Below are 13,311 nucleotides of genomic sequence, written 5' to 3'. Positions count from 1 at the left end.
CGCCGGTTGCCCGGCGATGCCTCATTCACATCAGCCGCGGATCTGCGAGATCGTACGGAAGGGCGGGACCTCGTACTTGAAGAACGGGTTCGCCTGGTCGGGATCGATGAGGCCCTCGACATTGTCCTTGGTGATGATCTCGGACGGGAAATAGGAGCCGAGCGGCAGGTCGTTGGCGTCGAAGCCGTTGCGGAAGATCTCGTTGATCAGCACCATCACGCCCTCGCCCGTGGCGCGGCCGCTGTTGGCGCCGGTCACGAGGAGATCGCCGTTCTTGACGAGGTCGAGCGCGACACGGAAGCCGTCGGCGGCGCAGGCGACAGGGATCTGCCCCTTCTTGCCGATGTTCTCGATTGCCGTCAGCGCACCGATACCCATGAAGTCGTTTTCGGCGAGCATCAAGTTGATACGGCTGCCATGGCCAGCGAGCAGGTCTTCCGCGCCCTTCAGGCCACCTTCCTCGGTCCAGCCGCCCGGCTGGATACCGACGACCTCGAACTGGCCTTCCGTCCAGTTGAACGAGCCGCCGGTCTTCAGTTCCTGAAACAGGTTAAAGCCCTTCAGCATCGCGTCCTCGCGGCTGAGGCCAAGATTGAACTGGTTCGAACGTTCGAAGACGATGCCGGAGAGCAAGCCGGTGATACGGCTTTCGGACGTGGAATTGCCGAGCGTACCGATGGTCACGCCCGACACGATGGAGACATCCTTGCCGACATTCTTGGCGGCATAGATGCCGGCCTCGAAACCATTGCCGAAGGGGTTGGCGAGTACAGTCGTGATGAACGGGCCGGACGCATCCGGCACCGTGCCCAGCGCAATAACCGGAATGCCCGCATCGACAGCACGCTGGGCGTCCGTCGCCGCACCCACCACGTCGGTCGGATCGACCACGATCACGTCGACGCCCTTGGTGATGAAGGAATCGAAATGCGCGGAGGTCTTCGACGGATCGCCATCCGCAACCTGAATGTCGATGGTATAGCCGCCATATTCTGCCGCCTTGCGCTTGGCCGCCTCGACCACTTCAACGAACCAGGCATTGCCCAGCGTGATCTCCGTCCAGCCGATCACGATGTTCTTCGGGTCCTTGGGCGTCTTCGGCAGCGCCTTGGCGATGTCGGCACGATCCGCCATCTGCGGATCGATCACGCCCGACAGCGCGGTGTTCGGCATGTGCGAATAGAGCTCATGCTTGTCTGCGGCCAGAACCGGCCCGGACAGCGCCGTGAACAACAGCGCCGCGGCGACGAATTTTCCGTAGGTCTTCATATGCACTCCTCCTCCTGAATGGGTTGCGACACTCCCTCGCAACCTCCTTTGAAATACATGATATATCTTTTGCGTCAGCAAAATGATGCCTGCACATTCCTCCGTCAGCCGATCGCCTTCAGCACCAGCTCCTCGATGCCCTTCTCGTCGAGCTTGTAGTGGGCATAGAGATGGGTCGGGGGCGCGATCAGCGCATATTCGTCACGGATGCCGTGCCGGATGAGCCGCTTGCCGACACCTTCATCGGCCAGCACCTCCGCAACAGCGGCACCCAGTCCGCCGAGGATATTGTGCTCCTCGATCGTCATGAGCAGCTTGGAACGGGACGCCGCTTCCAGCACCGCGTCGCGGTCGATCGGCTTGACCGTCGCCATGTCGATGACGCCGACCGAGCGGCCGGCCGCATTGAGACGCTTGGCGACCTGGACGGCGGGATGCACCGGCAGGCCGCAGGCGATGATCGTCAGCTCCTCGCCGCGCGCATGTTCGATCGCCTTGCCGAAAACGAAATCGGCTTTCGGATCATACAGATCGGGCTCGCGCCCGCGGCCGGTGCGGAAATAGATCGGCCGGTCATGATCAACGCTGGCGCGGATCGCCGCTTCCAGCTGCGGGCCATCGGCCGGAGAAACGATCGTCAGGTCGGCGATCGAGCGCATCGTTCCGATATCTTCCGTCGCGTGATGCGAGGTGCCGTAGAAGCCCATGGAAATGCCGGTGTGGTGCCCGATGAGGCGAACCGGCAAGGCGCAATAGGCGACGTCCATGCGGATCTGCTCGCAGGTGAGCAGGCCGAGGAACGAGGCGAAGGTGGCGACATAGGGCATCATGCCTGTCGTCGCGATGCCGGCCGCTGCCGAGACCATGTTCTGCTCTGAAATGCCGAAGCCGATATAACGATCCGGATAACGCGCGGCGAAACGGTTGAGACCGTTGGAATATTGCAGGTCGGCCGAGCCCGCCATGATGGGATGCCCCGCTTCCACCAGCGAGATGAGACCGTTCGAAAGATGATCGAGACCCGGATTCTTCTGGTTCAGTTCGCGGTAGTGCCAGGAATTAGGCGACTGGGGACGTTGAAGCGCATGGCTCATATCAGATGACCTTCGAGAGGATTTCAGCACGGGCGGCTTCGGCGTCGCTCGGATCGAGATAGCCGAGATGCCAGCCGGGTTCGGTTTCCATGTAGCCGACCCCCTTGCCCTTGACGGTGCGGGCGATGATGCAGCATGGCCGCGTGCGGCTCTCGTCCGCCTTCGCGCGGCGCAGTGCCGCCGTCAGCTCACCGATGTCGTGGCCATCGACGACATGCACGTCCCAACCAAAGGCGCGCCATTTCTCGTCGAGAGGCTCGATGCCCATGACATCGTCCACCGCGCCATCGAGCTGATAACCATTGCGATCGATTATCGCGACCAGACGGGACAGCTTGTGATGGGCAGCCCCCAGCGCCGCTTCCCAAACCTGCCCTTCCTGCATCTCGCCATCGCCGAGCATGACGAAGGTCGTGAAGGAACGGCCCTGCATGCGGCCCGCAAGCGCCATGCCGAGACCGTTCGACAAGGCATGACCAATCGAGCCGGAGGAGAAATCGACACCGGCGACCTTGCGCATGTCGGGGTGATCGCCAAGCGGGTTGCCGAGACGCGTATAGCCATTGAGCAGGTCGGCCGAGAGATAGCCGAGATCGGCGAGGATCGGGAAAAGCCCGACGGCGGCATGACCCTTGCCCATCAGGAAGCGGTCGCGGTCGGCCCATTTCGGGTCATCGCTAAGGCGCATCACATCATAGTAGAGCGCCGCGAAGATCTCGGCCGCCGAAAAGACCGACGTATAGTGGCCGACCTTGGCGATCTCGATCAGACGGATCGTCTCCAGCCGCACGAACTGCGCCCGATCGCGAAGCCGCGCGATGGTCGCCTCGTCCGGGCGGTAATCATTTCTCAGTGCCGAATTCAACCTGCATCCTCCCTGCCATTGCCGCTAAACGGGCAGCAACATCCACTTGCCGGATGCGATTTAACATCATATATCATATATGTCACGCACAAATTTAGGGAGGAGAGCATGACCCTTCAACTGTCGAAATCCGATATTCTTGGTATTCGCAGCCGCCTGGCCATCAAAGGCCAGGCCTTCATCGACGGCCGCTTCGTGGATGCGGCCTCCGGCGAAACCTTCGACAACATTTCCCCGCGCGATGGACAGGTGATCGCGAAGGTGGCGGCCTGCGACACCGCCGATGTCGATCGTGCGGTTACGGCGGCCCGGCGCGCCTTCGAAGCCGGCGCCTGGCGCGATCGCTCGCCGAAGGAGCGCAAGAAGGTGCTCCAGCGCTTTGCAGCCCTGTTCGAAAAGCACATGGACGAGTTGGCGGTGCTGGAAACGCTCGACATGGGCAAGCCGATCAGCGAAAGCCGCACCATCGACGTCAACGTCGTGCTCGATACGCTGCAGTGGTATGCCGAGTGCCCCGACAAGCTTTATGACGAGATCGCGCCGACCGGCCCCAACCAGCTCGCAACGATCACCCGTGAACCTGTCGGCGTCGTCGGAGCCGTCGTGCCGTGGAATTTCCCGATGCTGATGGCGTCATGGAAGCTCGCACCAGCGCTCGCCATGGGCAATTCCGTCATCCTCAAGCCGGCAGAACAATCGCCGCTCACGGCAATCCGTATGGCCGAACTGGCGGCGGAGGCGGGCATTCCCGATGGCGTCTTCAACGTCGTGCCGGGCTTCGGTCCGACAGCCGGCAAGGCGATGGGCCTGCATATGGACATCGATTGCCTCGCCTTCACCGGCTCGGGCGAAGTGGGCAAGCTGTTCCTGCAATATGCCGGCCAGTCGAACATGAAGCGTGTCTTCCTGGAATGCGGCGGCAAGTCGCCGAACATCATTCTCGACGACGTGCCGGAGCTGCGTGTCGCGGCCGAGCGTGCCGCGACAGCCATCTGCTTCAACCAGGGTGAAGTCTGCGTCGCACCGTCGCGGCTCATCCTGTCGGAACGTATCCAGGACCAGTTCCTTGACATCGTCGTCGACACGGCCCGGTCGATCCGGCCGGGCGATCCGCTCGATCCGGAAACAAAACTCGGTGCCCTCGTCGAGGATGGGCATCGTTCTCGGGTCGAGAGCTACATCGCCAAGGGTCAGGAGGAAGGCGCCCGCCTCGTGCTGGGCGGCGACCGGCCGGACACCAATCTCGGCGGCTATTACGTCAATCCTACCATTTTCGCCGACGTCAAGAACTCGATGACGATCGCTCGCGAAGAGATCTTCGGACCAGTGCTGTCGACTATTACCGTCAAGGATGATGAAGAGGCTGTGCGGGTCGCAAACGACACCAGCTACGGCCTTGCCGCCGCAGTCTGGACGCGTGACCTCTCCCGCGCCCACAGGATTTCGCGCAAGCTGCGGGCCGGCAGCGTGTGGGTCAATTGCTACGACCACGGCGATGTCACGGTGCCCTTCGGCGGCTTCAAGCAATCCGGTAACGGGCGTGACAAGTCGCTTCATGCGCTCGACAAATATACCGAGCTGAAGACGACCTGGATCGAGCTCTGAGCCATCAGGAAGGCGGCCCCGGCCGCCTTCTCCTCTTCGGACAGGACCCTATGAACACTCAAGACACCTATCAGATCACCCTGCCGACGCGCGTGCATTTCGGCCGTGGCTCCATCGAAGCCCTGCCGCAGGAAGCAGCGAAGCTTGGCCGCCGGGCCTTTCTCCTTGTCGATCCCTTTCTGAAGGGCTCGCCTCTCGAAGGCAGGATCGTCGATGGACTTGCCGCGGCCGGCATCGAAACCCGTCTCTGGCATGACATCGTGCCCAATCCACGCGCGGCGACCTGTGACGTTGCCGCAGCGGAGGCACGCGATTGGCAGGCCGATGTCATCATCGCGGTCGGCGGTGGCTCGACGATCGATGCTGCCAAAGCCGTTTCGCTCGCAGTAACGAATGGCGGCGCCTCCTGGGACTTCACCGCCCGCACCAACGCCGACGTCCGCCAGCCGGAAAAACGCGGACTGCCGCTGATCGCCGTGCCGACCAATGCCGGAACAGGCGCCGAAATCACACCCTTCGCCGTGCTCTCCAATCCCGATCTCAAGTTGAAGGCGACGATCATCCACCCCTTTTGCCACCCGGACGTGGCGCTGATCGACCCCGGCCTGCATCTTACCAAGCCGCCGCGGCTCACCGCATCGACGGGCATCGACACCTTCCTGCATGCCTTCGAGGGCTATATCGGCACCCGGCCGAACGGCTGGACGGATGTGTTCTCGATCCGCGCCATGGAACTCGTCGCCGCGCACCTGCCGATCGCCTGCGCCGATCCGTCGAACATCGAGGCGCGCATCCGCATGGCCGAAGCGTGCTACATGGCCGGCGTGACGCTCGGCAATATCGGCGTCGGCATACCCCATGCCCTCGGCCAGGCGCTCGGTGCGCTCAAGGACACGCCGCATGGCGAGAGCTGCGCCACCTTCCTCCTGTCGACGGTGCAATGGACGCTTCCCCATGCCGGGGACCGGTTGGCGCGCGTGGCTACGATCTTCCAACCAGACCTCATCGGATTGCCGGAGACCGAACAGGCCAAAGCGCTCCCGGAAGCTCTCCGAGGCTTCTGCGCGTCCGTCGGCCTTTCCGCTGGACTTGGCACGCTGGGCCTAAAGCGAGATCAAACAGACACGCTGGTCGAGATCGCGATGACGAACTACGGCCAGGACGTCGCCTGCTCGCGACGACCTGCCGACCGGGACGACCTGCGCTCGATCGTGCTTGCCAGCTTCTGAAACGGTGACGGGCGGTCAAACCGCCCGTTTCTTTTCCAGCCATTCGATGAGCACCTTGCCCCAGACGATATCCTCCTGCATCGCGGCTCTGGCACCCGCAGCGTCGCGTTTGCTCAGCGCCCGCAGCAGGTCGTAGTGCTTGTGCGCGCCGCTTGTCAGGTCCCTCACCGGGACAGTGATGTGGAACGTCCGCAAAAGCGGCCCCATCAGCGTCCACATATTTTCGACGGTCGCGAAAACGAGCGGCATGCCGGCGGCCGCGACGACGGCGAAGTGGAACTGCCGGTTGATCAGCGACGCCTCCTGCGGATCCTCCCCAGCTGCCACGCGGAAAGCCTCCTGGAGGCTTTCCAGATTGGCGAGCTCCTTGGGCGTGATGCGCTCGGCCGCAAGTGCTGCCGCCTCGCTTTCGAGATGGTAGCGAATGAACTGGATTTCGCGCAGCTCATCCGGCGCCAGATTGCGCACGTGGATGGCGGTCGCCGCCTTCATTTCCAGAGCATGCTCGCTGACGAGGCGAAAGATCGCCTCGCGCACCGGCGTGATGGAAACCCCGAGTTCTTCGGCTAGACTGTTGATACGAAGCCGTTCGCCCGGCTCGTAGCGGCCATCCATCAGAGTTCCGCGGATCGCCGTATAAACCTGTTCGGAGAGGTTGCCGCGGTCCAGTTTGTTCAAGCTCGTCATAGGGCACCTCCGTTCGGGCCGCCGTGTCAGGCATTGCTTGGCGGCAGCGGGTCGATGCCGCGGATCAAGTCCGACGCCTTTTCACCGATCATAATCGCCGGCGCGTTGGTATTGCCCGAAATCAATGTGGGCATGATGGAATTGTCCACAATTCTGAGATTTCTCAAGCCCCGAACGCGCAATTTTGGGTCGACAACCGCCATATCGTCCGTTCCCATACGGCAGGTCCCCACCGGATGGTAGACCGTCTTGCCCTTGGAGCGGATATAGGACTGCAAGGTCGCCTCATCCTCGACATCGGAACCCGGAAACGCTTCCGTCTTCTCGACGAAGGGGGCAAAGGCTGATTGCGCGAGGATTTCGCGCGCGAGCTTGAGGCCTTTCACCGACAGCCGCATATCTTCGGGATGGCTTAGATAACGCGGGTCAATCACCGGATGGTCGGCCGGGTTCGTTGAGCGCAGCCGGATTTCGCCACGGCTCAGCGGTCGTAGCACGCATGGATTGATCGTTGCCCCTGCCCGCTTGATCTGCTCCTGATCGCTATCCTGGAATACGATCGGCACGAAATGCAGCTGCACGTTCGGCTCCTCCTCCATGTCGTCGACATTGACGAAGGCGCAGGCCTCCGTGACATTCGACATGACCGGTCCCGACTTGAAGAGCAGATACTGGACCCCGTTGCGCACCGAGCGTAGGAACGTGTCCTCGCCGAAATATCCGTAGCGCCCGGTACAATAGCGGATCGCCGGAAACTCGAGGTGATCCTGCAGGTTCTGGCCGACACCCTCGAGCCGATGATGCACAGCGATGCCGTGGCGCTGCAATTCGCTCTCCGGCCCGACGCCCGAGAGCATCAGCAGTTTCGGCGTCTGGACCGCACCGGCAGACAGGATGACCTCCTTCTCCGCCCGGATCGTTCGAAGCGCACCGTCCTGCTGATATTCGACGCCGATGGCGCGGTCCCCTTCGAAGAGGATGCGGGTGACGAAGCAGCCGGTCCGGATGTCGAGATTTCCACTTTCGAGTGCCGGCCGCAAATAGGCGACGGCGGCGCTGCAACGCCGGGCGTTGCGCGTTGTGGTCTGGTTATAGCCGACGCCGCGTTGGCGGCGACCGTTGAAATCAGGCGTGAAGGGAATGCCCGCTTCCTGGGCGCTGCGCACGAATGCCCGGGTCAGTTCGTTGACCTGCCGGAGATCGGAAACACCCAGCGGCCCATTCGTACCATGATAGGCATCGGAAAAGCGGTCGTTGTCCTCGGCGCGCCGGAAATAGGGTAGCACCTCCGAGTAGGACCATCCGTCGGCACCAAGCGACGACCAGGCATCATAGTCGCCGCGCTGTCCGCGAATGTAGATAGTCGCATTGACCGATCCGCCGCCACCAAGCACCGCACCCTGCGGCATAATCGGCGCACGCCCGCCAAGACCAGCCTGCTGCTCCGTCTTGTAGTGGAACAGAAGCTTCGAATCGAGCAGCTTCACGAAGCCTGCGGGAATGTGGATCAGCGGATGGCGGTCACGCGGCCCTCCCTCAAGCACTGTCACCTTTCCTGCATTCGACATGGCCAGCCGTCCCGCAAGAGCGCTACCAGCCGATCCCCCACCGACAATCAAGAAATCCGTCAAAACATCCCTCCCTGAGATTTACTTTCCCCGTCTGAAATGGCTATTGCCAACTCAGGCAATACCGCCGAGGCAGACATATTTGATCTCGGTGAACTCCTCGATGCCGTAGCGCGAGCCCTCGCGGCCGAGGCCGGAGAGCTTGACACCGCCGAATGGCGCTTCCGCCGTGGAGATCAGACCCGTGTTGACACCCACCATGCCGTATTCCAGCGCCTCGGCCACGCGGAACACCCGCGACAGTTCCTTGGCATAGAAATACGAGGCAAGCCCGAACTCCGTGTCGTTCGCCTGCGCGATCACATCGTCCTCGTCCTTGAACCGGAACAGCGGCGCGACCGGGCCGAAGGTCTCTTCCTTTGCGACGGCCATGTCCGGCGTCACATCGGCAATGACGGTTGCCTCGTAGAACGTGCCACCCAGCGCATGACGCTTGCCGCCCTGCACCACACGGCCGCCCCTCTTCACCGCATCCGCCACATGCTCCTCGACCTTCTCAAGCGCGGCATTGTCGATCAGCGGGCCGAGGATGACACCCTCGTCGAAACCGTTGCCGGTCTTCAGCTTGCCGACGGCCGCCGCGAGCTTTGCCGAGAAGGCGTCATAGACACCCTCCTGCACATAGAGGCGGTTGGCGCAGACGCAGGTCTGGCCGTTGTTGCGGAACTTGGCGATCAAGGCACCTTCCACCGCCGCATCGAGATCGGCATCGTCGAACACGATGAAGGGCGCATTGCCGCCAAGCTCCAGGCCGAGCTTCTTGATGGTCGGCGCGCACTGCTTGTAGAGCTCCGCACCGATCTCCGTCGAACCGGTGAAGGTCAGCTTGCGCACGGTGGGGTTCGCCGTCATCTCCGCGCCGATCTCGCGGGCAGAGCCGGTGATGACCGAGAACAGGCCGGCGGGCAGACCGGCGCGTTCGGCCAGCACGGCAATCGCAATGGCCGAGAACGGCGTCTGCGAGGCGGGCTTCAGCACCATGGCGCAGCCGGCGGCGAAGGCAGGGCCGGCCTTGCGGGTGATCATGGCGTTCGGGAAGTTCCACGGCGTGATCGCCGCGACCACACCGATCGGCTGCTTCATCACGAGGATGCGCTTGTCCTTCTGGTGGCCGGGCACGATATCGCCATAGAGACGGCGGGCTTCCTCGGCGAACCATTCGACGAAGCTTGCGCCATAGACGATCTCGCCGGTGGCTTCCGCCAGCGGCTTGCCCTGTTCCATGGTCAGGATACGGCCAAGATCGTCCTTGTTGTCGATCATCAGCTCGAACCACTTGCGCAGGATGCCCGAGCGTTCCTTGGCGGTACGCGCCGCCCAGCCCTTCTGGGCGACGGCGGCGGCATCGATGGCCTCCTTCGTCTCCGCAGCACCGAGCTTCGGAACGTAGCCCACCAACTCGCCCGTCGCCGGGTTCTTCACCGCGATGCCGCTACCATCCGCTTCGATCCAGCGCGTGCCAACCAACGCAGCCTGCCGCAAAAGGCTCGGGTCTACGAAACGCATCATATATCTCCTCAATTGAATCAGCAATATATATGATATATCTTGATAGCAAAGAGGTTTTTTCGCTTAGAGGTCAGCAAATTCAGCTCACGAAGAGGGCGACTGAGCGGCGTTGAGCTCTCGAACGGGATCAACCGACCCGCCAGCCGCACACACTATCTACTCTCAGCATCATCTCGCAGGAGACAGCAACCGTTTTTCAGTCGACCGGGTCTGAGCCTGTGACCCGCTGTATTTTTCGTGAAGTTACTGATTTTTGCAGATTGCGTAGCATGGCGAATTACGCAACCTCATTGGGTATGTTCATGGGCCGAACACCCTTGGGCGTAGAAGTCCGAAAAATATCCTAAATTACCGTCCGAGCATTTCACGAAGAGGCCGTGTCAACCTCCATCGAAAGCTGATGCAGAATGCGTGCTCCCGATGACACACCCCGGACGCTCAGCACGGCGTTCTCCGATGCGGCTGCCACGTCTCGGATAGATTTTCTGCTGGGGCACTTCAATCAAACGAGATTTCGGCCACACGCAACTTCTCCGCGAACCTTCGGGGCGCAACCGTGACCTGAATCGACGGCACGAACGCGACAACTGGTGCTCAGCCCAGAAGCTCGCCAATAGCTAATTCACCCAAGAAGTCCGGCAAATCCTCAGACAAAGCGCGGGAAACGATCGCTGTCGGGCGAATTCGCCCAGCTTTGTAGCGTCTGGCCACCGTCGATCAGCCAGTCGACGCCCGTCACATGCTTCGCGTCGTCGGACGCAAGGAAGGCAACTGCGGCGGCAACATCCTCCGGCTGACCGATCCGGCGCAATGGAATGCGGTGGGCAAAGCGCTCGATGCCCGCGGAGTAGGCCGCTTCGTCCTCTGCCGGAACGCCCAAGCGGGTTTCGATGACACCAGGGCAGATGGCATTGATGCGGATGCCATAGGGAGCTGCATCAAGCGCCGCGATACGCGTGATACCGACGACACCGTGTTTGGTTGCGGCGTAACCGACCCCACCGGACAAGACATCCCAGCCCGCCATCGACGAGCCCATGTTGACGATGGCGCCCTGTCTCTTGCCAGCGATCATGGCAGCGAGGGTCGCGCGCAAAACGTAGAAGATACCGTTGAGATTGATGCCGACGATCCGCTGCCAGTCTTCAATCGAGAGCTCGTGCACGGGCGCAACCGTCCCCGAGATACCGGCGTTGTTGAACAGGACGTCAATACCGCCGAAATGACAGGTAACGGCGTTGATCATGGCGTCGACTGCGGCTGGATCGCCGACATCAACAGCAAATGCCTTGGCACGATCGCCGAATTCAGCCGCAACCTCTTCCGCCTTAGCGCCGTTGAGATCGGCTATCGCGACGCGGGCACCTTCCGAAATGAAACGGCGCACGGCAGCAGAGCCGATAACGCCGGCGGCACCGGTCACCAGCACGGTCTTGTTTTCGAAACGCATCGTCATTCCTTCTCAAATCGTTGCCGGCGCCAACGGGTAGTCGCGCCAGGAATAGCGTGGAACAAATCCGAGGGCATCGCGCGCAACGCCGGTATCGATGAGCGACGCGCATCCGACAAGCGGCCGATGATGGGCGACACCTGGATAAGCCGCCTCGGCCAGCCCGGCCGATGGCTGGTCCATGTAGCTGTCCGCCGCGCTCAGGAACGCACGAAGGTGTCCCTCCAGCGGTTGCTCAAGGGCAGACACGAAAGCGGAAGCGGCATCGCGCGCGTCGAGATACGCCCAGAGGTCGCGTGCTGCCTCGGCCTGCGCGCGCCGCGGACCGATCTGCGCATGAAAGCTTTCCGGGGTCTGGATCCAGGGCATCCGCAGGCTGACGGCCGAAAACACCCCGCGTCGGACCGATGCATCCACCATTTCTTCGCCAAGCCATTTCGAAATGGCATAAATATCCTGGGCTCCGACGGGATGCCCCTCATCGACTGGCAGATATGGCGGCACGACGGGTTTTTCGAAGAAAGGATAGCCCAGCACGCTGAAGGACGAGGCATAGACAAACCGTGTTATGCCCGCGATACGCGCAGCCTCGGTCGCCGCATACATGGCACTCATATTGACACGGAAGACGTCAGCGGCAGCGCGACCCGTCGGTCTCGGGATCGCGGCGATATGCACCAGCGCGTCCTTGCCGACCGCCACTTCGGCAAGGACGCCGAGATCACCGGCGTCCGCGGTGACATGTGTCCAGCCTGAACCCGGCGGCGGGGCCATCATATCGAGGCCGGTTACAACGTGTCCTGCATCCAGCAATGCCGCAGCAACGTGCCGGCCGAGCAAGCCACTCGATCCGGTAACGAGGATATGCCTCATGCCTGCCCTCCCCCCGGCTTGACCGGCAATGCCTTGATGATGCGCTCGGCGAGCTCGAGATCATCCAGGCCTCCCTGAAGCGGCGTCAGAGGTGCGGCCTTTCCTTCGACGCAGGCGATGAAATGCTGCCACTGCCGGCGGAATGCGGTTTCCGGCGTGCCCGGCAAAATACGTTCGCTCGCCCCCTCGCCGGCAGCCTCCCGCACACGCACCGTCGCGGCGGCATTACGCACATACGGATTCTGGAAATCGATGCGCACTTCGTCCTTCTCGCCGTGAACGGTCATCCATTCGTCCCACCATTCATACTGCGCACCGAACGCCACTTCCAGCAGCGCCGGAACACGATCGGGGAAACCGAGCACGGCCATGATATGTGTCGGCCCTACGGCCTGCGCATAGTCGACGCGCTCCGCGACACCGAAAGCACCGCGCAGAACCGCAAGATCGTGGCTGCCGAGCATCAGGAGCGTCATGTAGAGGTCGGCATAGCCAGCATGCGCCTGTCCGAGCCCCGTGGCCACGCGCGCGGCAACATCGGCCTGGGTCGCCTTGATAAGCTCCATATCGACATCCTTGCCGCGGACCTGCGTGTAAAGCTGCTGGTATCGATCGAAACGGCCTGCGAAATCATGCACCTGGATCATTTTCGGCCGACCGATCTGGCCGATCTTTTCAAGTCCGAGACGATAGCCGGGATCATAAAGCTTCATGTAACCGACGATGCCGACCAGCCCGCTCTCGTTCGCCGCCTTCACAAGCGGCCGCGCCTCCTCGGAGGTGAAGGCCAGCGGCTTTTCGACGATGAAATGTTTGCCGGCCTTGATGGCAGCCTCGACAACCGGACCATGATCAAACGTGCAGATGACGACGGCATCGACGGCCGGATCGTCAAGCAGCGCCTGGTACTCCTGATAGCAGGCGGTGACGCCATATTGCGCGCCTAGTGTATCCAGAACCGTGCGGGACAGATCGCAAAGCGCTGCCAGCCGCAACTCCGGAAGCTCGTGAATAACAGGAAGATGCATCAGCTGCGCGATCTCGCCGCAACCGATCACGCCAACGCCGATCGGCGTCTTGGGGTTGGAAGCCGTCATTATGA

11 protein-coding genes are annotated in these 13,311 nt (G+C 62.0%); 2 read left to right on the top strand and 9 right to left on the bottom strand.

Annotation, left to right across the window (positions count from 1 at the left end):
- Positions 1-30 precede the first annotated feature (30 nt).
- The 3 genes from MUU55_RS25905 to MUU55_RS25895 form a co-directional block, all read right to left on the bottom strand.
- Complete coding sequence (locus tag MUU55_RS25905) at positions 31-1,269, bottom strand: sugar ABC transporter substrate-binding protein (RefSeq protein ID WP_244763668.1); 1,239 nt, start codon at positions 1,267-1,269, stop codon at positions 31-33.
- Between the two features lie 104 nt (positions 1,270-1,373).
- Entirely contained in the window at positions 1,374-2,363 is a 990-nt protein-coding gene (locus tag MUU55_RS25900) for a transketolase family protein (RefSeq protein WP_244763667.1), read from the bottom strand.
- A 1-nt stretch (position 2,364) separates the two neighbouring features.
- Entirely contained in the window at positions 2,365-3,228 is an 864-nt protein-coding gene (locus tag MUU55_RS25895) for a transketolase (RefSeq protein WP_244763666.1), read from the bottom strand.
- A 108-nt stretch (positions 3,229-3,336) separates the two neighbouring features.
- Between MUU55_RS25895 and MUU55_RS25890 the strand changes: the two genes are divergently transcribed.
- Positions 3,337-4,833 (top strand): aldehyde dehydrogenase, encoded by a 1,497-nt coding sequence (locus MUU55_RS25890; RefSeq protein WP_244763665.1) that lies wholly within the window; start codon positions 3,337-3,339, stop codon positions 4,831-4,833.
- 50 nt (positions 4,834-4,883) lie between these two features.
- Positions 4,884-6,062, top strand: coding sequence for an iron-containing alcohol dehydrogenase family protein (locus MUU55_RS25885; protein WP_244763664.1), 1,179 nt, complete (start codon positions 4,884-4,886; stop codon positions 6,060-6,062).
- A gap of 15 nt (positions 6,063-6,077) precedes the next feature.
- Here MUU55_RS25885 and MUU55_RS25880 read toward each other — a convergent pair whose 3' ends face one another.
- The 6 genes from MUU55_RS25880 to MUU55_RS25855 all read right to left on the bottom strand — a co-directional run bounded on the left by MUU55_RS25880 (position 6,078) and on the right by MUU55_RS25855 (position 13,306).
- A complete protein-coding gene (locus MUU55_RS25880; protein ID WP_244763663.1) occupies positions 6,078-6,749 on the bottom strand; it encodes a GntR family transcriptional regulator in 672 nt (223 codons plus the stop codon).
- A 26-nt stretch (positions 6,750-6,775) separates the two neighbouring features.
- Entirely contained in the window at positions 6,776-8,368 is a 1,593-nt protein-coding gene (locus MUU55_RS25875) for a GMC family oxidoreductase (RefSeq protein WP_280519132.1), read from the bottom strand.
- A 63-nt stretch (positions 8,369-8,431) separates the two neighbouring features.
- Positions 8,432-9,883: an NADP-dependent succinate-semialdehyde dehydrogenase gene (gabD, locus tag MUU55_RS25870; protein WP_244763661.1), complete on the bottom strand. Its 1,452-nt coding sequence runs from the start codon at positions 9,881-9,883 to the stop codon at positions 8,432-8,434.
- Between the two features lie 649 nt (positions 9,884-10,532).
- Entirely contained in the window at positions 10,533-11,336 is an 804-nt protein-coding gene (locus tag MUU55_RS25865; protein ID WP_342346075.1) for an SDR family NAD(P)-dependent oxidoreductase, read from the bottom strand.
- A 12-nt stretch (positions 11,337-11,348) separates the two neighbouring features.
- Positions 11,349-12,209, bottom strand: coding sequence for an NAD-dependent epimerase/dehydratase family protein (locus MUU55_RS25860; protein WP_244763659.1), 861 nt, complete (start codon positions 12,207-12,209; stop codon positions 11,349-11,351).
- The gene (locus MUU55_RS25855; RefSeq protein WP_244763658.1) at positions 12,206-13,306 is read right to left on the bottom strand and encodes a Gfo/Idh/MocA family protein; all 1,101 of its coding nucleotides are present in this window, start codon (positions 13,304-13,306) and stop codon (positions 12,206-12,208) included. The genes MUU55_RS25860 and MUU55_RS25855 overlap by 4 nt, the downstream gene beginning before the upstream one ends.
- Positions 13,307-13,311 lie beyond the last annotated feature (5 nt).

This window comes from Shinella curvata (assembly GCF_022899935.1).
GTDB classification, from domain to species: Bacteria; Pseudomonadota; Alphaproteobacteria; order Rhizobiales; family Rhizobiaceae; genus Shinella; species Shinella curvata.
This window is presented reverse-complemented; position numbering and strand designations above follow the sequence as displayed.

Bases quoted from the DNA above. Each gene is read 5' to 3' on its own strand.
- MUU55_RS25905 (WP_244763668.1), bottom strand. From the start codon at position 1,269: ATGAAGACCTACGGAAAATTCGTCGCCGCGGCGCTGTTGTTCACGGCG.
- MUU55_RS25900 (WP_244763667.1), bottom strand. From the start codon at position 2,363: ATGAGCCATGCGCTTCAACGTCCCCAGTCGCCTAATTCCTGGCACTAC.
- MUU55_RS25890 (WP_244763665.1), top strand. From the start codon at position 3,337: ATGACCCTTCAACTGTCGAAATCCGATATTCTTGGTATTCGCAGCCGC.
- MUU55_RS25885 (WP_244763664.1), top strand. From the start codon at position 4,884: ATGAACACTCAAGACACCTATCAGATCACCCTGCCGACGCGCGTGCAT.
- MUU55_RS25880 (WP_244763663.1), bottom strand. From the start codon at position 6,749: ATGACGAGCTTGAACAAACTGGACCGCGGCAACCTCTCCGAACAGGTT.
- gabD (WP_244763661.1), bottom strand. From the start codon at position 9,883: ATGCGTTTCGTAGACCCGAGCCTTTTGCGGCAGGCTGCGTTGGTTGGC.
- MUU55_RS25865 (WP_342346075.1), bottom strand. From the start codon at position 11,336: ATGCGTTTCGAAAACAAGACCGTGCTGGTGACCGGTGCCGCCGGCGTT.
- MUU55_RS25860 (WP_244763659.1), bottom strand. From the start codon at position 12,209: ATGAGGCATATCCTCGTTACCGGATCGAGTGGCTTGCTCGGCCGGCAC.
- MUU55_RS25855 (WP_244763658.1), bottom strand. From the start codon at position 13,306: ATGACGGCTTCCAACCCCAAGACGCCGATCGGCGTTGGCGTGATCGGT.